19 protein-coding genes and 1 tRNA gene are annotated in these 21,817 nt (G+C 62.0%); 7 read left to right on the top strand and 13 right to left on the bottom strand.

Annotation, left to right across the window (positions count from 1 at the left end; genetic code table 11):
* Nucleotides 1-9 precede the first annotated feature (9 nt).
* The 3 genes from GRI68_RS09355 to GRI68_RS09345 form a co-directional block, all read right to left on the bottom strand.
* The gene (locus GRI68_RS09355; protein WP_160617001.1) at nt 10-4,323 is read right to left on the bottom strand and encodes a PAS domain S-box protein; all 4,314 of its coding nucleotides are present in this window, start codon (nt 4,321-4,323) and stop codon (nt 10-12) included.
* 3 nt (nt 4,324-4,326) lie between these two features.
* Nucleotides 4,327-4,821: a GAF domain-containing protein gene (locus GRI68_RS09350; RefSeq protein ID WP_160617000.1), complete on the bottom strand. Its 495-nt coding sequence runs from the start codon at nt 4,819-4,821 to the stop codon at nt 4,327-4,329.
* 458 nt (nt 4,822-5,279) lie between these two features.
* Nucleotides 5,280-6,284: a PAS domain-containing protein gene (locus GRI68_RS09345; RefSeq protein WP_160616999.1), complete on the bottom strand. Its 1,005-nt coding sequence runs from the start codon at nt 6,282-6,284 to the stop codon at nt 5,280-5,282.
* A 400-nt stretch (nt 6,285-6,684) separates the two neighbouring features.
* Between GRI68_RS09345 and GRI68_RS09340 the strand changes: the two genes are divergently transcribed.
* On the top strand, nt 6,685-9,192 hold the full coding sequence (locus GRI68_RS09340) for a YadA family autotransporter adhesin (protein ID WP_160616998.1): 2,508 nt from the start codon (nt 6,685-6,687) through the stop codon (nt 9,190-9,192).
* 265 nt (nt 9,193-9,457) lie between these two features.
* Here GRI68_RS09340 and GRI68_RS09335 read toward each other — a convergent pair whose 3' ends face one another.
* Together GRI68_RS09335 and GRI68_RS09330 are read right to left on the bottom strand one after the other, a co-directional pair.
* Nucleotides 9,458-11,515, bottom strand: a complete 2,058-nt coding sequence (locus GRI68_RS09335) for a S8 family peptidase (RefSeq protein ID WP_160616997.1) — start codon at nt 11,513-11,515, stop codon at nt 9,458-9,460.
* Between the two features lie 752 nt (nt 11,516-12,267).
* Nucleotides 12,268-12,360, bottom strand: a tRNA-Ser gene (locus tag GRI68_RS09330).
* A 188-nt stretch (nt 12,361-12,548) separates the two neighbouring features.
* On the opposite strand from GRI68_RS09330, the gene GRI68_RS09325 reads away from it, so the two are divergent.
* From GRI68_RS09325 to GRI68_RS09315, 3 genes are read left to right on the top strand one after another with little or no spacing between them, the layout of a single operon-like run.
* Nucleotides 12,549-13,388, top strand: a complete 840-nt coding sequence (locus GRI68_RS09325) for an EipA family protein (RefSeq protein ID WP_234028759.1) — start codon at nt 12,549-12,551, stop codon at nt 13,386-13,388.
* A gap of 48 nt (nt 13,389-13,436) precedes the next feature.
* Nucleotides 13,437-14,615, top strand: coding sequence for an amino acid aminotransferase (locus GRI68_RS09320; RefSeq protein ID WP_160616996.1), 1,179 nt, complete (start codon nt 13,437-13,439; stop codon nt 14,613-14,615).
* Nucleotides 14,616-14,630: 15 nt separating this feature from the next.
* Nucleotides 14,631-15,176 (top strand): GNAT family N-acetyltransferase, encoded by a 546-nt coding sequence (locus GRI68_RS09315; protein ID WP_160616995.1) that lies wholly within the window; start codon nt 14,631-14,633, stop codon nt 15,174-15,176.
* 11 nt (nt 15,177-15,187) lie between these two features.
* Here the strand turns inward: GRI68_RS09315 and GRI68_RS09310 are convergent, their stop codons facing one another.
* Genes GRI68_RS09310 through GRI68_RS09275 form a run of 8 tightly spaced genes read right to left on the bottom strand, consistent with a single transcriptional unit; the run spans nt 15,188 to nt 20,097 of the window.
* On the bottom strand, nt 15,188-15,658 hold the full coding sequence (locus tag GRI68_RS09310; RefSeq protein ID WP_160616994.1) for a DUF805 domain-containing protein: 471 nt from the start codon (nt 15,656-15,658) through the stop codon (nt 15,188-15,190).
* A 2-nt stretch (nt 15,659-15,660) separates the two neighbouring features.
* A complete protein-coding gene (locus GRI68_RS09305; RefSeq protein WP_160616993.1) occupies nt 15,661-16,278 on the bottom strand; it encodes a riboflavin synthase in 618 nt (205 codons plus the stop codon).
* A 9-nt stretch (nt 16,279-16,287) separates the two neighbouring features.
* Nucleotides 16,288-17,262: a bifunctional diaminohydroxyphosphoribosylaminopyrimidine deaminase/5-amino-6-(5-phosphoribosylamino)uracil reductase RibD gene (gene ribD / locus GRI68_RS09300; protein WP_160616992.1), complete on the bottom strand. Its 975-nt coding sequence runs from the start codon at nt 17,260-17,262 to the stop codon at nt 16,288-16,290.
* Nucleotides 17,263-17,272: 10 nt separating this feature from the next.
* Nucleotides 17,273-17,731 carry a hypothetical protein gene (locus tag GRI68_RS09295; RefSeq protein ID WP_160616991.1) on the bottom strand — a complete coding sequence of 153 codons (459 nt, stop codon included), beginning with the start codon at nt 17,729-17,731 and terminating at the stop codon, nt 17,273-17,275.
* A gap of 53 nt (nt 17,732-17,784) precedes the next feature.
* Complete coding sequence (locus tag GRI68_RS09290; RefSeq protein ID WP_160616990.1) at nt 17,785-18,306, bottom strand: DUF4402 domain-containing protein; 522 nt, start codon at nt 18,304-18,306, stop codon at nt 17,785-17,787.
* Nucleotides 18,307-18,362: 56 nt separating this feature from the next.
* Entirely contained in the window at nt 18,363-19,061 is a 699-nt protein-coding gene (locus tag GRI68_RS09285) for a M48 family metallopeptidase (protein ID WP_160616989.1), read from the bottom strand.
* Entirely contained in the window at nt 19,058-19,513 is a 456-nt protein-coding gene (locus tag GRI68_RS09280) for a YcgN family cysteine cluster protein (protein WP_160617920.1), read from the bottom strand. The genes GRI68_RS09285 and GRI68_RS09280 overlap by 4 nt, the downstream gene beginning before the upstream one ends.
* Nucleotides 19,510-20,097, bottom strand: a complete 588-nt coding sequence (locus tag GRI68_RS09275) for an SCO family protein (RefSeq protein ID WP_160616988.1) — start codon at nt 20,095-20,097, stop codon at nt 19,510-19,512. The genes GRI68_RS09280 and GRI68_RS09275 overlap by 4 nt, the downstream gene beginning before the upstream one ends.
* Nucleotides 20,098-20,195: 98 nt before the next feature.
* Between GRI68_RS09275 and GRI68_RS09270 the strand changes: the two genes are divergently transcribed.
* The 3 genes from GRI68_RS09270 (at nt 20,196) to GRI68_RS09260 (ending at nt 21,817) form a co-directional block, all read left to right on the top strand.
* Nucleotides 20,196-20,810: an ankyrin repeat domain-containing protein gene (locus tag GRI68_RS09270; RefSeq protein ID WP_325063790.1), complete on the top strand. Its 615-nt coding sequence runs from the start codon at nt 20,196-20,198 to the stop codon at nt 20,808-20,810.
* Nucleotides 20,800-21,465: a COQ9 family protein gene (locus tag GRI68_RS09265; protein ID WP_160616987.1), complete on the top strand. Its 666-nt coding sequence runs from the start codon at nt 20,800-20,802 to the stop codon at nt 21,463-21,465. The genes GRI68_RS09270 and GRI68_RS09265 overlap by 11 nt, the downstream gene beginning before the upstream one ends.
* Nucleotides 21,466-21,553: 88 nt before the next feature.
* Nucleotides 21,554-21,817: a FeoA family protein gene (locus tag GRI68_RS09260; RefSeq protein WP_160616986.1), complete on the top strand. Its 264-nt coding sequence runs from the start codon at nt 21,554-21,556 to the stop codon at nt 21,815-21,817.

Here is a 21,817-nt window from a genome sequence, read left to right as displayed (position 1 = left end):
CAGTATTCATCATCTCAACGCCGAGAAAGCCTGCTGGGCCTTGCGAACGGCATCGCTGATGGCATCTCCCTCAGCCTCGAGCATGGCTTTCTGCTGCGCCCTTGCGGCTTCGCCTAGCTCCGCCTCGCCGAACATTCCTGCCGAGCCCGCCAATTGATGCAGCATCATTGCGACCGCTTCGACTTCGCCCCGGTCGATCGCGCTCGTCGCATCCAGCCCATGGAGTGCATCCAGAGTCTTGTCGCGCCGCTCGGCATACCGTTTTGCCAATGCCTCTCCCGGATCGGGCGGAGTTATCTTCGCCGATGTGGCGTTTGAGTCGCTGAAGATTTCTTCCGGCAGCCACTCCTTGATGGCGGCTTTCAAGCTGCGCATACGGATCGGCTTGGCCAGATGACCCTGCATTCCGGCGGCAAGGCACCGCTCGACGTCGTCGCTATAGGCATTCGCGGTCTGTGCCAGGATCGGCATTTCCTTCCCGCTGATGCCGGCTTCACGCAACGACCGCGTGGCTTCCAGACCGTCCATGATAGGCATCTGGACGTCCATTAGGACCAGATCGTAAGGCTTGCCGGCTTCTCGCGCATCCGTCACTATCCGCACCGTTTCCTCACCATTTGCGGCAATGTCGAATGCGAGCCCGATGCGGCTGGCCATCGAAAGGATGAGCGCCTGGTTGATGTCATGGTCTTCCGCCACAAGAATGCGCGGCGGCCTGGCGAAAGCCAGTTCCCGCTCGCCGGATAGCTCGGTGTCCAATGCCACCTGAGTGGCCTCGGCCCGCAGCAGCGGGAGCCGCAGGGTGAATACCGAACCATGGCCCTGCTCGCTGCTGACCACCAATTCGCCGTCCATCATCTTCGCCAGCTCGTTGCTGATCGTGAGGCCAAGTCCTGTCCCGCCGAATATGCGAGCGGTGGATTCATCGGCCTGGCTGAATTCGCGAAAAATGGCTTCGAGCCGGTCCGCAGGTATGCCGATCCCTGAATCCTCAACTGCAATACACAGCGTATCCTGATCATTCAGCCCCGGCTCGACCGAGACACGGCACCTGACCATCCCGTCCGAAGTGAATTTGATCGCATTGCCGACCAGATTGGTAAGGATCTGCCGCAGCCTGAGCGGATCGGCCATCACCCTCGAGGGCACGTCGTCTGCAACCACGAGTTCGAAATCGAGACCCTTCTGGAGGGCAGAAGGCTCAAGCAGCTTAATGGCCGAGTTGAGTTTGTGACGCAGGTCGATCGGTTCGCGGACGATCTTCATCTGGCCGGCATCGATCTTGGAAATATCGAGAATATCGTTGAGGATCTGCATCATCGCACGGCCAGATTCGCCGATGAGCTGCGCTTTCTCGCGTTGGTCAGGCGACAGTTCGCCAGCCAGCAGCAATTCGGTGAAGCCGACCACTCCATTCATCGGCGTGCGAATTTCGTGACTCATATTGGCGAGGAAGGTGGCCTTGGCCGCTGCTGCGGTTTCTGCCGTCTGGCGGGCGGCGACGAGATCCAGCTCCATTTTCTTACGGTCGCCGATGTCGCGGATGGAGACCGAAACTTCTTTCGCCGCATCGCTCTCGTCCTCCTTGACCAGGCCCGCATTGGCCTCAAGCCAGCGATATTCCTCCTCGTCCGTCAATCGCCACCGGTAGGCCACTACGATCTGCTCGATTCGTCCCGATCGCAGCTTGTCGAACAAGGACGCCACGCGTTCCTCGTCGTCCGGGTGCAAGCCATCGAGGGCATTGGTGCCGATCAAATTCTCGCTAGGCGCGCCAAGCACGTCTTGCGCCGACGGAGAAGCATAAAGACACGTCCCGTCGAGCGCGACGCGGAACACGGCGTCTGTTGCGTTTTCCGCCAACAGTGCCAGCTGATTGTCACGCTCGGCGATTTCTTTCTCGAAGCGCTTGCGGTCGCTGACGTCGATCACGACGCCGATATAGCCGCTTACAATTCCTTCGTCGTCCGAAACGGGTTGGGCCACGGCATCGCACCAGACGATCGAACCGTCCTGATGAAGCCAGCGGAACTCGCCGCGGAATGGTTCGCCTTTCTCGACCGCTGCAGCCCATGCCTGCGCAAGCCCGTCAAGATCGTCTGGATAGACGGCCTTGCTCCAGCCAGCCCCGAGTGCTTCCTGCTCGGGAAGGCCTGCCATCAAGGACCACGCGGGGTTGACGTAATTGAGGACCCCGTCCGCATCCGTGCGGAAAATGCCTGCTGGCGAAGAACTCGCGAGCGACTGGAACCGCTTTTCGCTTTCCTTCAGCGCATCGACCGCCAGTTTTTGTTCGGTGACGTCGATCGCGACACCGATGAAGCCCTGCATCTCGCCATCGGAGGCGATCCGCGGCGCCGCGATCAGGTCGATCCACCTCGGCGTGCCATCCGAATTCACGAATTGCAGTTCGCTACGCCAACGCTTTTCCGCTGCGACAATCGCGAGCCATTCCTGCTTTACAGCCTGCCGGTGATCGGGATGCACCGCATCGAGCCAGCCAGCCCCCATCGCCTGCGACGCACTCAGTCCTGTTTCGCCGAGCCAGGCTTCGTTGACATAGGTGCAGAAACCGTATGGATCGGTGCGGAAGATGCCTGCCGGAGAGAGGCCGGCGAGATCGCCGAATCGCCGTTCGCTTTCACCAAGCGCGGCCACGGTCTCCTCAAGCTCGCGAGTGCGTTGGTCGACTTGCGTCCTGACATAGGCTTCGCGACGTGAGCCGCCGAGCAGAAGTGCGGCAAAGATGATCGTCAACATCAGGCCGGAAACCAGTATGAGGTTGGCCGCACTCGTCACCATCCCACGTTCGAACGCCGGCGTGCTGGTCCACACGACGGTCCAGGTCTGCTCCATCACCTTGAACGTGCGCTCGACCGTAAAGTCGGGAGACGCTTGGCCGCCGCCTGCTTCGGAACTGCTGAAAATCAGATTGTCAGGATCGGGCCGCGCTCCGTCATAGACAGAGATTTCGAACAGTTCTCCCTGACTGGGCGTCAGGCCGGTCATGAAACGCGGGCCGATGAAGGGAGCATAGATCCACCCCTCGAAAGCCGCACGGCGTTCCTCTACGGTAGTTGTCGGCATTCCCGCTTTGTAGAAGGGGCGCAGCAAGAGAAATCCGGGGCTTTCCGTCTCGTCTTGAACGAGAAGAATGCGCTTCGTAATCGTGGCCCGCCCGGTGTCGCGCGCGTTGCTTGCCGCATTTCTGCGATTTTCCTCGAACGCAATGTCGAGGCCGACGGCAGCGAGGTTGTCCGCTTTTGGCTCGATGGCAACGATAACGAATTTCTCGCCCCGGTCGGTCAGTGGACGAATGTCGAAATCGTCCAGCCCCCTCGCAGCGAGGCTTTCGAGGAAGGCCGGTTCGTCACCCGCGCGAACGGGTTCGATGAACCCGATACCACTGATGCCGGGAAGTGTTTGTGCCAGGTCGAGAACCGAGGTGTAGACTTGCCATTTCCCCAGCGTGACCCCGTCGGATACCTCGAAAAGCGCCGCGCCGCCGTCGAGCGCCTGCCGGTAGGACTGCAGACGATGATCGAGTGCCTGCTCGCTGTCGGTCGCCAGCGATTCGAAAGACGCCTGGCTGCGTTCGAAAGCCGCCTGCATATTCAGTCGCCACGCCGCCAGTGTCGCGCATAGCAGGATCAGGATGGCGATGAATGCGAGCGTCGAGAAAGGCGAAATTGCCTCTCCCCGCCACCGCACCGTTCCGTGGTTCCAGGGCGCGAGCAACAGGAGCGGGACGATAAGCAGCACACCGCCCGTGTCGCCTGCCCACCAGTGCAGCCAGAAGCTCAACAGACTGCTCTGCGCCACGACCCCGGTCGCAAAAAGCGCGCTCGTTCCGAAGGTCGCACCGACAAGACAGGTCAGCGGAGCGACGAGCAGAACGAGCCGCATCGTCTCGCTCGGGCCTGCGAGCTTCAGCGGAAAGCCTGCACGACTTCTTATCCAATACCCGCCGAGAACTGCTTGCAGCGTGGATCCGGTCGCAATGACCGTTGCATTCAGCAAGACGGTTGCGTCAGGGGGAAAGACGACCGAGCTGACCGCCAGGGCGTTGACCAGAAAGGCACCCAGGAAGACACCCGGCCAGACCCGGTAGCCCCAGGCTGCGATGGCTGCGATGGCGAGTCCCGCCGCAGGCCAGATCAACGAGGCGAAGCCGGGCGGTGGTGCCAGCTGCTGACCAGCCCAGCCCAGAACTGCATATCCCAGCGCAAGCCCAAGGATCCGGACCGGGAGCTTGGCCAGCAGCCCGCTCGGTCGTCTCGAACCTCTAACTCCGTTTTCACGAAAATATGCGCTTCCACTCATATGCTATCCGGATGACGCCATCTCTTTTGTCGAAGCGAGAATCCGGCTGACCTCTGCGGACAGCTTGGCCAGGGCTTCCATATCAGTCTCGCTGAAATCATGCCTTGGCTTGCGATCGATGACACAGATCGTGCCCAGTTTCTGCCCGCCTTCTCCGGTGACCGGAGCGCCCGCATAGAAGCGGATCGAGGGATCATCGAGAACCAGGGGATTGCGACTGAAGCGCTCGTCCTGGGTGGCGTCCTCCACGACCATCACGTCGTCGCCCTGGATGGTGTAAGCGCAAAATGCGACAGAGCGCGGTGTTTCTTCGACATCCAAACCGACTTTCGCCTTGAACCATTGCCTGTCGGCGTCGACCAGCGACATAAGCGCGATCGGGGTGTCGAACCGTTCGGCGGCGCGCCTTACGATATCGTCGAACTCCGGCTCCGGCAGGGTGTCGAGCAGGCGGTATCCGTGGAGCGTCTGCAGGCGCTTCTGTTCACGATCTTCCATGGGATTTCCAAAGCTTGGTGCTTCTCGATGGGTATAGAGTGGAGGTTTCCGAACCATTAAGAGTGACCTTCATCATGGGCCGCGATTCAGCAATCCGCGGGCGCCTCGTAACGTCTCGTCCCTCGGCACTCGAAACGGCGAGCGTCATTCACTGGCGTGCAGCAACAACGCGATCGGTCAGGCGCGCGCGAGAGCAAAGGGCAATAGAATAATAGAGGTTTTTTCCGTGCATATCTGCAGATATTGGGATTTTGATACGCTACCGCTTGCCAGGATCGTATGACGGATCCTCTTTGCTGGCGATGCCATCGCGTCGTCCTGACATCGGGCATCGATGTAGTGGCGATGATATGCGCGGCAGCGATCCCCCAATATTTCCAGCGGATTCCACTTTATGAGGCTCGATTCTCCCTCCAAAATGCCCTCCAGGATCAAAGGGAGGGGAATTTGGAAGCCCGTTATTTACGCGCCGTTTCTTGATCGGCACCGTGGATTAAATCTATATGCACCGGCGTAAGTAGGATCACGGCGCCTTCAGCCCCATACGCGCCTCGCAATTGCACGATCGCAGCTACCAGATCCTCGGTTTCGCCACTATTTGAAATGAACCGCGAGGTAAGTCGGCGCGCTCCGTTTCCTGCCATGGCCTCTTGCAGTTGGGCTTTGAAAGCCACCCGGTTCTCCCGGGTGATAAGATCGATCAGCCTTGCTCCCAGAAGCCGCTTTGTCGGGAGCCCCAGAAGGTCGCAAAACGGTTCGTCTACCCGTTCGATCAGTCCGCTTACGTCGACGCGCACATAGCCGATCGCGTTATGAACCGACATTGCTTCTATCAAGGCAGCTTTGACGTCGGCCAAGCGGTGCCGTTTCACCTCTTCGGTTATGTCCCGAAACATGAGCACATTGCGCCCGTGAAGCGGGAAGCTCTGCAATCGCAGCCAGCCTTCCTCGCGTAAAGGTGACGGGATATCTGCCGATGTCGACTCGTTCGCTTCAACCGTTCGCATCAGATGAACGTCGAATAGCGTGCCACGCAATTTGGGCAGGCAATCGTAGAGCCTTCGGCCGACGCACTGCGAAGCGGATATCCCGCAAGTTGCTGAGGCGATGCGGTTCATCGATTCGATAATTAGATCGTTATCGCAAATGATGACCGCCTCATCGATCCATTCCGCAAGTTCGAACGGATTGGCCTCTCTGTCATGTGTCTCGACAGGGAGCTCCTCGTTCATCTCCGCGTACCGGTCAATATTGATCAACGCATGGGTGATTCGGCCATGTTTGGTAACGAACACAGGTTTTGTGAGAGCTTTGTCGCACCACCTCGCAAACCCCCTGACGAAGTTCGCCGCTGGCACCGCAACGTCTTTCGCTGCTTCGGGCTCGGGCATACCGTGTAAATCCTCGGGCCCGCCACGACGACTATGTTCGCTCTGGTTCCGTTCTGCGCCTTCGGACTCCATATTCGCCTCCCGTATCGGAATGCTTTCCCTTGGGGCACTTAGCCCAAGGGCCTCACACGAGCATAAGAACCAAATCCTAAGATATTGTCCACCAGACCGCCGAAATTCTGCAATTTGCGTAATTTTTGCCAGTATTCGGGTCGTTGCAGCGGTGTCCCAGCTGCAAAGCTAGCGTGATTATTTCCTGGCTTGCGAGTGGAATGGCGCAGAAAACGTAGGGGGACGATGGGTTTGACACCAATCAGGAGGAGCCACACATTTTGTGTAATTCGCTTTTTCAGATTCCTCGTATTCGCTTAACTCGGCGCAGATAGCTTTCCCTCTCATCGGCGATCGTAAATCGAAGACCGGGAATAGAGAGAGGATTCAAAGCACTATGGCTCAATGCACAAGTACCCGTTTGCGTATCAACCTATTGGCGACAGCTGCGGTCGCGACAGCTGGGAGCGCGGCCCTGCTATCCACTCCGGCGCAGGCTCAGGAATTGCAGCCAGTAGTTGATGTCTGCACCGGTATCAGCCTCGAGCCGTCGGCGGTTACCGACATAGTTGGCGATGCTGTGGTCCCCACAGCCGAGGCGCTGGAGGCATTATACGACGCGTTGCTCAGCGTCTCGATCGTGGGGGCACCATTGCTCACGCTCGATGACGTAAACCTTGGTGCGGCAGACACGTTGCAAGCCTATGCCGATGGTGATCCAATTGCGCTGCGTGTGGCAGATACCAGCGGGACGCTGCTCGCCGCGGACTCCGAATGTAACCTGACGGCCGACGGCTATGCTATGAACAACGAGGCAGGCATTTCCATCGGCGGCAACCAGATCACCGGTCTGGGCGACGGGCAGGCCGCCTCGGCCGGTGAACTCGACGCCATCGCTTTTGGCAACAATGCCAGCACTGCGGCCGGAGCCACCGGTGCCATAGCGATCGGCACCAACGCCAACGCAACTGCCGCAAACAGCGTAGCGTTGGGCAATGGCGCGCTGGCCGATAGGGGAGCCCTGATCGGCTATTCCGCTCCGGGCCTGGCGGGCACCTACACCTCGATCGGTACAGTTTCCGTCGGTGCGCCGGGAAGCCTGCGACAGATCACGAATGTCGCGCCGGGTACGGAGGCGACAGACGCCGCGACCGTTGGCCAGGTTCAGGGCGCGGTCGCAGCCCTCCAATCGGAGCTGGGCAACGGCGTGCAGTACGACGGTGCAGCGCAGACGAGTGTGACGCTCGCCGGCGCGGACGGAACGACCCTCACCAATGTTGCGGATGGAACGCTGTCCGGCACCTCGACGGACGCGGTCAATGGATCGCAATTGTTCGCGACCAATCAGCAGGTGGCGAACAATACTGCCGATATCGACGGTCTCGATGACCGGGTCAGGATCAATGCTGAGAGTATCATCGATATCGATGACTCCGTAGCCGCCATTGATGTGCGCGTGACACAAAACACGACGGATATCGCGGCACTGCAAACGTCGGTCGCCAACGTGCCTGTCGGATATGTGAGCGATAGCGACCCCACTGTCGCCAGCACCACTCCGACCAACAGCGCGGCATTGATCGGTGCCACCCCCGGCACCGTAACCCTCAACAATGTGGCGGCCGGCGAACTGACTGCGGGCTCTACGCAAGCGGTCAATGGGAGCCAGTTGTTCGCTACAAATCAGCAGGTTGATACCAACACGGATGCTATCCAGGCCAACGCCGATGCGATCGCGTCGCTCGGAGACGGAAGCAGTGGCAACGCGCTGGCCGTGCTCTACGACGATGCGTCGCGCACATCGCTGACGCTGGATGGCGCTGGAGGTACAACCGTGTCGAACGTGGCCGATGGAGAGATCAGTGCGACTTCCACCGATGCCGTGAATGGCGCTCAGCTGTTCGCAACAAATCAGGCGGTCGCAGCCAATGGCGACGCTATTGACAGCCTCGACGGGCGCGTCACGACCAACGAAGGGGCCATAGCCAGTCTCGATACGCGCGTTACCACCAACGACGGCGACATCGCCAATCTCGATGGTCGCGTAACCGTGAACGAGGGGGACATCGGCACCTTGAACACGGCGGTCACCGATATCGACACGCGGGTTACCAACAATTCCACCCAGATCACGCTGGTGCAGAATGAGCTCGCCAACGTTCCGCTAGGCTACGTTTCGGATACCGACCCGACTGTGGCCGCCGATGTGCCGACCAACACGGCAGCGCTGATTGGAGCGGGCAGCGATCCGGTTACGCTGACCAACGTGGCGGCGGGGACACTTGCAGCGGGGTCCACCGAGGCGGTGAATGGCGCGCAACTCGCTGCGACCAACGTTGAAGTTGCACGCAATCGCAACGATATCGACGAGAACACTGCAAATATCGCAGCCATCAACAACAATCTGGCGGGCAGCACCACGGTGGCGGTTCAGTATTCTGACCCGGACAATCCGACCGTCAGCAATGGCGGAACGTTAACCAACGACGTCGCACTGGTTGGTGCCGACGCGACTGCCCCGGTTGCACTTCACAATGTCGCTGCAGGAACAAGCAGCACCGATGCAGTCAATCTTGGCCAGCTACAAAGTGGTCTGGCCTCGGCAATGGCAGATTCGCGGGCCTATACCGATCTTCGCTTTAACGACCTGCAGGCTGATATCGCACAGCTCGACTTCGATTTAAGCGAACTCGGACGGGATGCTGCGGGGGGGACCGCCAGCGCGATGGCTGTATCGAGCATTCCGCAGACCATCAGCGCTGGTCGATCGATGTTCGGCGGCGGCGTCGCTCATTATCGCGGCGAGACGGCCTTTGCGATCGGCATGTCGACGACCTTCGACGATGGGCGTGGCGTGGTGAAAGCCGGGGCGACACTGGATAGTAGAGGAAAGGGCGGCGTGAGCGCCGGGGCAGGCTTCAGCTTCTGATCCCAGATGCTCCTAGAGGGTCGCACTTTGCGGACCGCAGCGCTCGACGTTGCGGTCCGCTTTGTCATGCATTGTTTGATAAAAAGGTCTTGCACGCAAAAGCTGTGATGAAGAGCTCGGCTGCATCCCCGCAGCTGATCCCCAGGGTCCCTTTGAAAGGCTCTCTTTGTACCCAGTTCTGCGAAAGCTGACGCCGCCTAGTCTGGATTTTCATCGATTGCCTTTGGATCATGTCGACTCTTAAGACGTCTCAGTGACCGCTCGGCTAGTGAAGGCGCAAACGCCAACTAGCGAGCACGGAATGCTCGTTCCTGTCAGGTCTTATCGAAATCCCAAGGCGGGCACTCGAGCGCGGGCCGGCGTTTTCATAGCCCACTGCAATGCGCGGGGAGATCCTGCCCGAAAAGTCGATCTGGCGTGAGGTGTGGCGAAGGGAGCGGCTGGCAAGATCGTAGCTTGACCCAACCGTGACAGAGCCGGAGCCCGAAAGTGCCACGAGCGGTTGCGACAAGCCGATCCGGAATCGTCCGCCAAGCAGTTCGCGACTGAGGTTAATACCGAATCGGCCAGTCCCGATAGCACTTGCATCGGTGAAGATGGACTCGGGCCCGAGCGATATTCGAGTGGTTCCAATGCTCCCATACGCTTCCATGAGCCAATTGCCGATGGAAGCTTCGCTTGACACCTGTGTAAAAATGGTTCGCGCGCCCTTCCCGAACCGTAACAAGCCGGATCCAGTAACGGTGCCGAACAGCGAGCCCTGCTCCAACAGAAGGCCGACTTCGAGCAGCGTCCCATCCCGGCCCAGCGAGGCTTGGATGGCCTTTGCCGCGGCGTCGCCTGAGAGGTCTGATCGAGCGGAAACGCCGAACCTAAATTCTCCCACCGGCCGGTGATAGGACAAACTTACCCCTCCTTGGGGCAGATAGGCGTCCAGCACTTCGGTGGGCACGGCGTAACCGAGCGCGGTGTCATCGACATGCTGTTTGGTTTGGAAGTCCGCCGCAATGGTACCGGGCGCGAATTGCAGAGGAACAGAAATCCGGGCGTCTGTGAGCACACTACCCGTGCGCGACGAGAAAGGAGACATCCACCCTGCCAGATAGCCGACTTGCACGGCCGCAGAGCCTCCTCGAAATGTCGCGCGCCTAGCATTTATCATCGTGTCGAGTTGGCTACCCAAGAGGCCACCCGGCGCGCCGACACGTTGTATAAAGCCTGATAGATCGGCCTGATAGTTCCGGCCGAATGAATCGATCAGCGTAACGTCGGAAACCGCAGCCGCCAGCAAGCTGTCGGCTCCTTCTCCTATCGCAATCGGTAGGACCATGGAACTGAGCCCAACGGTGCTTGCCATGGTGCCGTTCGACAGGGTCGGGTTCACCGGCGAAAGCGCGGCGTACACGTCGATGAGGCCGTGGCCGTAGATCGGGTCCACGCCCTCCTCCCCAATATCGCGCGCCGTTGAGAGAATGACGTTCCCCGCATCCACGCCTGTCAATTGCGGCCATTTCTGGAGAATGAGTGCAGCCAGCGCCGAGACTTGAGGAGCTGCAGCGCTCGTCCCGGAGAATTTTGCGATATTGCCTGAGGCATCGGTCGTAACGCTGGTTCCCACGCCCGTAACGCACCTGCTCATAGCGGCCCCGCAACGATTGGAATAACCGGCTAGTGCATAATCCGAGCTATTCGGATCGATCGCGACAACGAACAGCCATCCCTCCGCGTTCTCGGGCGTCAGATCGATCGCGTCGTTGGGATTTGCACCGCTGCTGTTGCCCGCGGCGTTGATCACCAACCCACCCATTTGCCGGTAGTCGTTGACGGCGTCCTGCATCAGCCTGTTCGAGATGTTGGGGTTTGCCTTGCTGAGCGAACGGTTGACGATCAGTACGCCGTTCTCGCCAGCGTACCGCAGCGCATCGTGCCCGTTGAAACCGACCGTGGCCGCCCCGGTGTCGAGGTCTTGCACATCGCTTCGCAAAACCACGATGGAGGCACCGGGCGCCAGGCCTTGCGTTCCTGTCCCGTCATTGCGAGCAGCGATGATCGAAGCGACCTGAGTGCCGTGGCTGGAATTCCGCCCTCCCAAGGACGAATGCGGCGTTCGCACACCATCCTCGATGATGCCTCCGAAGTCCCGGCTCAGCGACGAAATCTGCCCCTCGAGCGCGGAGGTTTCCTCGACTCCTTCATCGAGAACTCCGACCAGAACACCGCTCCCGTCCCAGCCATTGTCGATCGCGTAGAACGCGTTGACCAACTCCGCAGCTACGTAATTCTCGCGGTATTCGATGTCATCCTGCGCCGAGCGCTGAGACACCTCGCTAAACGAAGGAACACCAGAGCCCGCCCACGAGCTGGGTGCGGCTGGCGGTGGGGGCGGCGTTGGAGTCGGTGTTGGCGTTGGTGTTGGTGTTGGTGTTGGGGATATCACTGCGGATGGTGGGGGAGGTATTGAGGTGACTCCACCTCCCGCGCATGCACCGAGCGATAGAGAAATCGTGGTACCAAACAGCGCCGCGAAAGAGCGGCTTCCCCTAAACGGCGACACTTTATCGAACGGGGTTCTTCCATAGAGCGCGGCTCGGCGAGCGATGCATTTCCTGCTGAAGGAGGCGTTTTGTACTCTCGTGCCGAAGCAAATTGCAGGATCGGATTTCCGAGGAAGCGTCGAATTGATGAAATCCAACCAAGGTATGAATGTTCGAGGCATTTCTTAACCTTCCGGAACGCATGAAGCTCTAAGGTAAAAGCTGCCGCCCACAGACAGGATCATTGGGACGGATGCTCTGCTCTCCCATTATAGCTAGAGATCATCCGATCTATTTCGCCGCTCTGGAAATTTTCGCCGATGCCGGTAACAACGAGATGCAGATCGTTTTCGGCAAAAGACTTGCCGAAACCACCCAACTCCTAGTTCAGCGAGATTATGCTGTTCTCACGCTCGACCTTCTACAGCTTCTGCCACGTTCTGCGGTGGGCTGTCATGGACAGGTCAAAACGATAAAGTGCGGACAGCCCGGACTTTTCACAGTCCGCCGCGGTTCGCACAAGTTTGGGAAGCATGGCCGGTGGCGGAGACGGAGGGATTCGAACCCTCGATACCGCTATAAACGGTATGGTCCCTTAGCAGGGGACTGGTTTCAGCCACTCACCCACGTCTCCGCATGTCCGATCGGTTGTCGCCCCGGACAGGCGAGGGCGCGCTATAGCGGCGGGTTTCGCTCGCCTCAAGGGGCGTTTGCGACTCGTTTCGCCGCGAATCGGATTCGGTTCATCGCGGGTTACTTGCCGCTGTTCCACATCGGGACTCAGCTTTTTGATCGCAGGATCGCGTCCGAGGGGTTTTTGAAATGGCGAAAAGAGAGAAGTCGCGCACGATCGGCGGCATGTGGCTGGCATTGGCCGGGGCGCTTTCGCTCGTCGCCAGTCCGGCGATCGCGCAGGTGCAGGATGTCGATCCCGATGCCGCGATCGATGGAGATCTCCAGGGCGAGCCAACCGATGCACCCGCGAGCGACCCGCAACAGACGCCGAGCTCCACCCCGAGCGCCCAGCCTGTCGGACCCGAAGCCGATTCGGTGCCGCCTGCACCGTCGGAGATCGATACCTGGCAAAACGAATATCCCACCCAAGCGCAGGACGCGCCGTCTCCCGATCCTTCCGCCAACCCGGTGCCCGGCACCGCACCGGCCGATCCGGTCGATGACGGGACCTACCAGCAGGACGATCTGATCGGTGCGGCGAGCGACGTGTTCGGCGACGGCGCGCAGGAAGTCGCCGGGTTGATCGAGCGCATCCTCAAGGACCAGGGACGCCCCAACGGCTATATCATCGGTCGCGAAGGCAGCGGCGCCTTCATCGTCGGGCTGCGCTATGGCTCGGGCACGCTCTATCACAAGGTCGAGGGCAAGCGCCCGGTCTACTGGACGGGGCCGTCGATCGGCTTCGACGCCGGAGCCAATGCCGGCAGCACCTTCGTGCTGGTCTACAACCTTTACGACACGCAGGATCTCTACACCCGCTTCCCCGCCGCTGAGGGCCAGCTCTATTTCGTCGGCGGACTGACCGCGAGTTATCTGCGCAAGGGTGATATCGTGCTGATCCCGATCCGGGTGGGGGCGGGGCTGCGCGCCGGCGTGAATGCCGGCTACCTCAAACTGAGCGAAAAGCAGAGCTGGCTGCCGTTCTGAGGCCGCACGACGCTTGCAGGAGCGCGCGCGGGGCGGCATAGCGCGCCCATGCTCGAACGTCTCGACCCCCAGGCCCCCGATGCGCTGCTGGCGCTGATCAAAATGTTCAACGACGACCCGCGCGAGGACAAGATCGACCTCGGCGTCGGCGTCTATCGCGACGAGGAAGGGCGCACCCCCGTCTTCCGCGCGATCAAGGCCGCCGAGGAAAAGCTGCACGAGACGCAGGACAGCAAGTCCTATCTCGGCCCCGAAGGCGATAGCGGCTTCGTCAACGGGCTGATGCCGTATATCTTCGGCGACGATGATCCGACCCGTGGCGGTCGCATCGCAGGGATGCAGACGCCCGGTGGCACCGGCGCGGTCCGACTGGCATTCGCGCTGGCGCAGGCGGCGGGCGGCAAATCCGTGGTGCTGGGCGAGCCGAGCTGGCCCAACCATCGCCAGATCGCCAAGGATATCGGGCTCGACATCATTGGCTTCGATCATGCTGCCGATGCCGCGACCACCGATTTCGGCGCGCTCGAAGCGGCGATCGAAAAGGCGCAGCCGGGCGACGTGCTGCTGCTGCACGGATCGAGCCACAATCCCACCGGGATCGATTATACGGTCGAACAGTGGGAGCGGATTGCCGAGCTTTCGAAAGCCGCCCAGCTCGTTCCCGTGCTCGATATCGCCTATCAGGGCCTCGGCGAAGGGCTGGAGGAAGACGTCGCCGGGATGCGCGCGTTCCTCGCCGCGGTGCCAGAGGCGATGGTCACCTATAGCTGCGACAAGAATTTCGGCCTCTATCGCGATCGCGTGGGTGCGTTCTACGTGCTGGCGGCCGATCGAGACATTCTCGACCGCGCGATCAGCAATGCCAATTCGCTGGCCCGCGCAAACTGGTCGATGCCGCCCGATCACGGCGGCGCAACCGTGCGGGTGCTGCTGCGCGATGCCGATCTCACGGCGCAGTGGAAGGAAGAACTGACCGCGATGCGCGGCCGCCTGCGGTGGATTCGCGATACGCTGGCCAAGGCGGGAACGACCGGTGCGATCGACCTCACGCCGCTGGGCGAGCACAACGGCTTGTTCTCGATGCTGCCGGTCGATTCCGATCAGGTTGCGGCTCTGCGCAAGGATCACGGGATCTACATGGCCGGTTCGGGGCGTATCAACATCGCCGGCCTCAATGAGAGTAATATCGATCGCTTCATCGCGGCGCTGGCCGACGTCACCGGCTAGGCGGGCGGGCGCAGGATGGACCGCCAGCCGACGCTCGAGAATGAACGCATTCTCCTGCGTCCGCTGACGGCTGACGATCGCGAGGCGCTCTATGCCGTCGCGTCGGATCCGATGGTGTGGGAACAGCATCCGATCCACGATCGCTGGCGGCGCGATGTGTTCGATCCCTTCTTCGACGATTGCCTGGCGAGCGGCGGCTCGCTCGTCGCGATTCGCAAGGATCAGGAGGACCGGATCGTCGGCTCCTCGCGCTTCGACGGCTATGACGAGGAGGAGGGCGGCAGCGTCGAAATCGGCTGGACCTATCTCGAGCGAAGGCAGTGGGGGAAGGGCGTAAACACGTCAATCAAGCGTATGATGCTGGCCCATGCGTATGATTACGTGTCTCGCGTCGATTTCCGCGTTGGTGACACCAATTGGCGCTCGCGCTATGCGCTCGAACGGATCGGCGCGGTGCGCAGCAAGCGCTACGAACTGGAGCGGTATCAGGGCAAGCGCGTGGTGCATCTCGTCTACGAATTGACCCGCGAGGATTTCGAGCGCGGGCCGCTCAACGTTTAAACCGTTCGATACTACGCCAGTCGCGGATCCGGTCCGAACCGATTCTCACCCAGAGGTGGCGGCAGCAGGCTCAGAATGACAACCCATATAATCGAGGCCAGGCCGATCAGTGTCCACGGCATCCCCCAGGCGTCCCAGCTGGTCATGGGCCGATTGATGAGGCCATCGTAGATGCTCACGATCCAGAGCAGAACACCCGGCAGGGATAGCCATCCCGAGAAGCCCGCATCCTGAGCGCGGCGAAACAGCAATGAAACAAGGGGCAGCGACACCACCGCATCTATGGCGAGGTAAAGCAGCCAGACGCCGCTATCCTGGGGCAGCAACCAGTCGAACGCCCAAAAAAGGAGCCACAGGAAGAGGCTTGTCAGGACAAGATATACGAAAAGCTCGGTCCTGCTCGACCGGCCCGAAAACTCGAACGTCCTGGAAATTGTCCTGCTCGGCATAAGCCGAAGAGGGGCCCATTTCCGATCGGTCATCCTCACCCCGCCAGCGCCTGCATCCGTTTCAGATACCGCGCGAGCACGTCGATCTCGAGATTCACGCTGTCGCCTTCGGCGAGGTCGCCCAGCGTGGTCACATCGCCGGTGTGCGGAATGATGTTGAGGGTGAAATCGCAGGTGCCGTCGTCGCGGTCGGTCACGTCGTTGACCGTGAGCGAGACGCCCGCGACGGTGATCGAGCCCTTGGGCGCGATGAACGCGGCGATGTCCTTCGGCGCGCGGATGGTGAGTTTGGTCGAGCCGCCGATGTCTTCGCTGTCGACCACCTCGCCTACCGCATCGACATGGCCGGTGACGATATGGCCGCCCAACTCGTCGCCGAGCTTGAGCGCGGTTTCGAGGTTGAGTCGTGCCCCTTCGTTCCACATGCCCGGCGCGGTGCGGCTGACGCTTTCGCCCGACACGTCGACCGCAAACCAGGAATCGCCGGCCGCTCCGCCTTTCTCGACCACGGTCATGCACGCACCCGAACAGGCGATCGAGGCGCCGATCGCGATCGTCGCGGGATCGTAAGGACAGGCGACGCGCACGCGAAGATCGCCGCGCTCCTCGCTTTTCGTGACGGTGCCGATGGCGGTGACGATTCCGGTGAACATGAGCAGGCCCTAGCGGATGCGGGTGTAGGTTTCGAGCATGTCGTCGCCCAGCGCGCGCCAGTCGCTGCGCTGCCAGCGGCCATGGGCCGAGGCGAGATCGGTGAGGCCGAGATCGCCGACGCTCGCGCGCCCCGCGCCGATGATGATCGGGGCGCGGTATATCAGCAGCGAATCGACGAGGTCGCGTTCGAGGAACGCCGCCGCCGCCCCGCCGCCGCCTTCGACGAGGAGGTACTGGATATCCGCTAGCGGCGAGAGATCGTCGATGCCGGACAGCGCGTGCCAGCCTTCGGGTGCGGCGCCCCGTGTGAGCACCCAGCGTTCGGGTGAGCGGTGCTCCAGGCCGGGCAGGCGCACGTCGAGCGACGGCGAATCGGCACGCAGCGTCTCGCCACCCACGAGGATCGCATCGACCGCCGCGCGCTGGCGGTGGCCGTGCGCGCGCGCCTGTGCGCCGGTGATCCACTGGCTGGTCCCGTCGGTGAGCGCAATTCGCCCGTCGAGCGACATGGCGAGCTTGAGCGTGATATGCGGGCGGCCCGCAATGCGTTGCAGCAGATAGCCCGACAGACTTGCGCGGCTTGCCGGATCGTCGACGAGTTCGACCTCGATCCCGGCAGCGCGGAGTTTGGCAATGCCCCTGCCTGCGGTGCGCGGATCGGGGTCGCCGACGCCGACGACGACGCGCGCGACGCCTGCGTCGATCAGCAGGTTCGCGCAGGCGGGGCCGCGTGCGCTGTCATGCGCGCAGGGCTCGAGCGTGACATAGGCTGTTGCCCCGCGCGCCTTCTCCCTCGCCTCATCGAGCGCCATGGCTTCGGCATGGGGGCGACCGCCGGGCTGGGTCCATCCGTGCCCGACCAGCACACCGTCGTTCACGATGACCGCGCCGACGGCGGGATTGGGGCGGCTCAGCGGGCGGGCGCGGGCAGCGAGGCGTGCGGCCTGTGCGAGCCATTCGCCGCTGGACGGGGCCTTCACCATCGGTGCGGGCTCAGTCTTCGATCCGCTCGAAGGCTTTTTCCTGCCGTTCGGCCAGGATACGCCGGCGCTCCTCACGCTCGGCTTCGGCGCGGGCGGCTTCGGCCTTGGCCTCGGCGTCGACCGAATCGACATCCATCCCGCTCGCGCGGCCAAGTGCGCGGTAGACGTCCTTCACCTTTTCGTCGCGCTCGGCCTGTTCGGCGGCGAAGCGGTCCATCTGCTCCTGATGGGCGATGTTGTCGGCGATGATTTCCGCATCGGTGCGATCGGAGGGTAGCGTTTCGATGATGTCGATCTCGGGCCGCTCGGGCGGAATCAGCACGCGTTCCTGTGCCATCACGCCGAACAGGGTGAAGGTGATCGCGGCGGCCAGCGCCATGAAGCGCCAGCGGTTTTTGCCCGCGACCCGATAGACTTCCCTGAAGTCCTCGATCGCGCCCACGGGATTGACGTTTTTCATGAAACCCATGGGTGCAAGATAGGCGAACTGCCTTAACCTTGCCAGTCCGGCTTCAAAGAGGCTCAATTGGCGTAGGAAACCTCGATCGGGATCCGTCCGCGCAGTCGGCCACTACCCATGCCGTTGACCATCAGCGTGCCGCCGAACTTGAATTCGAGATTGCCGGTCGCGTCGAGGGTGGGGAAGGAACCGAGATCGGTCCGCATGTCGATTAGCTCTGCCTTCGATCCGTCGGGCGCGCGGAGCCATACCTTTGGCGGAAGATCGATCCGCACTGCGCGCAGCGGTTCGCCGGTGACCCGCGCCTTGCCTTCGAACACGCGCCCACCGAGATCCTGGACATTGCCCTCCATCTCTCTCGAGCCGGTGGCGGGATCGATGCTGACGCTGCCCCAGCCATCGCGCGAGAGGGCGAGGCGGGAGAATTGCAACCCGCTGGTGATTTCCAGCTTGAGCGGAACGCGGCCATCGTCGAAGGCCTGTTTCTCGTCTTCGAAGCAGAGGCGGCACTCTTCGCCCCCGGAGGCGGGGGCCACCGGAAGCGCGAGCGCAACGAGCGCGATGAGAAGCCGAGGGCCGATCATGCAGTGACCATGGCTGAATAGGGTTAATGCCGCGCTAACCATGGCGCTGACGGGTGTTACCCAAAGGCGGCGTGGAGCGTTTTGCCTTTCGCGCGCAGCCAGCGGTCGGACGGATCCTGCAAACCGGGCGCGAGAGTTTCGCACAGCGCGTGGAAGGCCGGCGAATGGTCGAAATGCACAAGATGCGCGACTTCGTGGGCGACCACCGAACGGCGGACGAAATCGGGCGCCATGACCAACCGCCAGTTGATGCGCAGCGTGCCGGCCGAAGAGCACGACCCCCAGCGCCGTCGCGCGCTCGTCAGACGGCAGGGCACCGGTTCGATCCCCGCGGCGGCGCAGAAATACGGCACATCCTCGGCCAGCAGTGCGAGCATCTGCGCGCGCAGCCAGCGTTCGATCCGCGAGGCAAGGTTCTCCGCCGGGCCGCCGGTAACCAGCGTCGCGCCTTCGCGCACGATCCGGCGCGAGCGGGCGGGATCGTGGTCGATCAGCAGTTCCTCACCGCGAAAGGGCAGGCGCGCGCCGTTGCGGATCGCCAGCGGTTCGGGCCGGGCAGCGAGCTGGCGCGCGATCCAGCTGCGGCGCTCATTGGCAAACCGCAGCGCCTCGCGGGTGCGGCCCCAGCGCGGAATCGTGATCGCCACCGCCTTGCCGTCGCTCGCGATGCGCAGCGTCATGCGCTTGGCAGTGGGATGGCGACGAATGCGGATCGGGACTTGCTCGCCGCCCAGATCGAGCGCGTGGTCGCTCATCCCGGTGTGCCGTCGCGATCGGGGTCGATGATATGGTCCTCGAGCGGACCGGCGTCCTTCTCGCTGATCACGCGCCCGGCGACGCCGACGCCGGCACGATGGACCGCCTCGCGATCGCCGCTCAGCAGGTAATGCCATTCGGGCAGGGGTTCGCCGCGCGCGCGGACCCGATAGGCGCAGGTATCGGGCAGCCAGCGATATTGCCGGGCGGTGCGCGGGGTCAGGCGCAGGCAGTCGGGGACGAAAGCGAGCCGGTGGCGATAGTTCGAACACACCGCCTTGTCGGTATCGAGCAGTTTGCAGGCGACATCGGTGTGGAGGATCTCGCCGGTATCCTCATCCTCGAACTTGTGCAGGCAGCAATTCCCGCACCCGTCGCACAGGGCTTCCCACTCGGCGCGGGTCAGCGCGTCGAGCGGCAATTCCCAGAATCGTTCGCGCAAATCCTTCAGCGAATCCACCGCTGCAACTCCGCGACCGTCTGCTCGACGCTTTCATCGACCGGCAGCAGGGCGATCGGCTCACCCTCCGGGCCGAACAGATAGGCCCCGGGCGGGCCGTGCTGGACCAGGTAAAAACCGTATTCGTCCGGTTCCTCGAGCGCGCGGTAGGCGGCGAAATCCTGCGTCACCTTCGCGATCTCCTCCTCGCTGCCGGTCAGGCCGACGAGATCGGGCGAGAAGGCGCGGGTGAACTGGGCGATCGCTTCGGGCGTATCGCGGGCGGGATCGACGGTAATGAAGATCTCGGCCAGCTTTCCGTCCATCTCTGGGCGGGCGGCCAGGAATTCGTCATGCGCCTTGGCCATGCGTTGCACGTCGAAGGGGCAGATATCGGGGCACGAAGTGTAGCCGAAATAGACCATCCGGTACTGGCCTTCGAAATCGGACCAGCTGACCTTGCTGCCGTCGCCCGAGGTCAGGGTAAAGGGGGTGCCGATCCTCGCGCCTTCCAGCGGAGGTTCTTCCGACGGGGTGGACGGCGCACAGGAGGCCATCAGGGCCGCGGCGAAAAACAGGCTAATGAAGCGAAGCATGGCAGAGGCGTTCATGGTCTGCTAAAGCGCGGCCCGCAAGGGGTCGTTCGCATCGGCGACGGCGCCGTGATGATTTTCGTGCAATCGGGGAACGACAGGTGATTTTCGGAATTCGCAAGACCTTGGTTCTGGCGCTCGGCGCGTTGGCGGTGGCAGTTTCCACCCCCGCCGCGGCGCAAAGGTATTCGCAAGGGTACAAATTCCTCGAAGCGGTCAAGAAGAGCGAGGGCCAGGAAGTCATCGACATGCTGGCCGAGAGCAATAACAACATCGTCACGGCGCGCGACGTGACGAGCGGGGATACCGCTCTGCATATCGTCGCTCGCCGTCAGGATCTCGAGTTTCTCAAGTATCTGACCCAGAAGGGCGCCGATGTGGATGCCGAAAACAAGGCAGGCGAAACCCCGATGTCGATCGCGGTGAGCTTCAACTGGCTCGAAGGAGTCGAATATCTGATCCAGCGCAAGGCGAAGCTCGATTTCACCAATTCGACCGGTGAGACGCCGCTGATCCTGGCCGTCCACCGCCGCTCGCCAAAGCTCGTTGAAATGCTGGTAAAGGCGGGCGCCGATCCCGATCGCAACGACAATTCCGGGCGTTCGGCGCGCGATTATGCAAAGCTCGACACGCGCGGTTCGCGCATCCTCGCCGCGATCGAGGACAACGAGAAGAAAAAATCCTCCGCAGGAGCGTATGGCCCCGATGTCCGATGATTCGCTCGACGATCTGACGCTCGACGAGCTGCGGCTCGCGCTCGCTCCTGCGATTGCCGACGAGGCGATCTTCGACGGGTGGAGCGATACCGCGCTGGTTTCCGCCGCGACGCGCAAGGGTGTCGATCCCGATGTCGCGCGCCTGGCCTTCGATGGCGGTGCGATCCAGATGGTCGAAAGCTGGATCGACGCGATCGATGCGGCGATGATCGTCGAACTGCCGCGCGAAAAGCTCGCCGAGATGAAGATTCGCGAACGTATCCGCGCGCTGGTGCAGTTCCGGCTCGACCAGGCCCTCGGTCGCGAAGAAGCGCTTCGCCGCGGTCTTGCAATCATGGCATTGCCGCAGAACGTCGCGCGATCGCTCAAGACCGGCTGGCGTAGTGCGGACCTGATGTGGCGGCTCGCCGGCGACACCGCCACCGATTACAATCATTACACCAAGCGCACGATCCTCGCCGGCATCTACTCGGCTACGCTCGCCGTGTTCGTGGAGGATACCAGCGAGGACAAGGCCGATGCGCGCGCCTTTCTCGACCGCAGGATCGAGGGCGTGATGAAGTTCGAGAAAGCCAAGGCCAAATGGCTGGGCGGCGATCGCGAGCATTTCGACCTGATGCGATTCCTCGGACGGCTGCGCTACCCGGCGAAATAGAGCTGCGCGCTTCCCCCGCCGCCCGCAACGACAAGACGTTATTGAGAACCGATTGCAATTAGGCCCGGGTCTTGCCATAGCGCCCCCGATGACACTCGATACGCTCAAGCCCGGCCAGCGGGCGCGGATCACCGCGCTCGACACTTCCGCCCTTTCGCCCGAAGAGGCGCGTCGCTTGCTCGCGCTGGGCCTCGGTCAGGGCGCCCGCGTCGCGATCGCGCATAAAGGCGTGTTCGGCGGATCCGATCCGATCGCGGTGATCGTCGGTCGGATGACCGTGGCGGTGCGGCGCGCGCATGCCCGGGCGATGAGCATCGAACCGGTTTCCCATGAAGCAGATGAGGCCGCTTGA

The sequence above is a fragment of the Alteriqipengyuania halimionae genome (assembly GCF_009827575.1).
Lineage (GTDB): Bacteria > Pseudomonadota > Alphaproteobacteria > Sphingomonadales > Sphingomonadaceae > Alteriqipengyuania_A > Alteriqipengyuania_A halimionae.
Note: the sequence above shows the minus strand (reverse complement) of the source record. Positions and strands in the feature narration are given on the sequence as shown.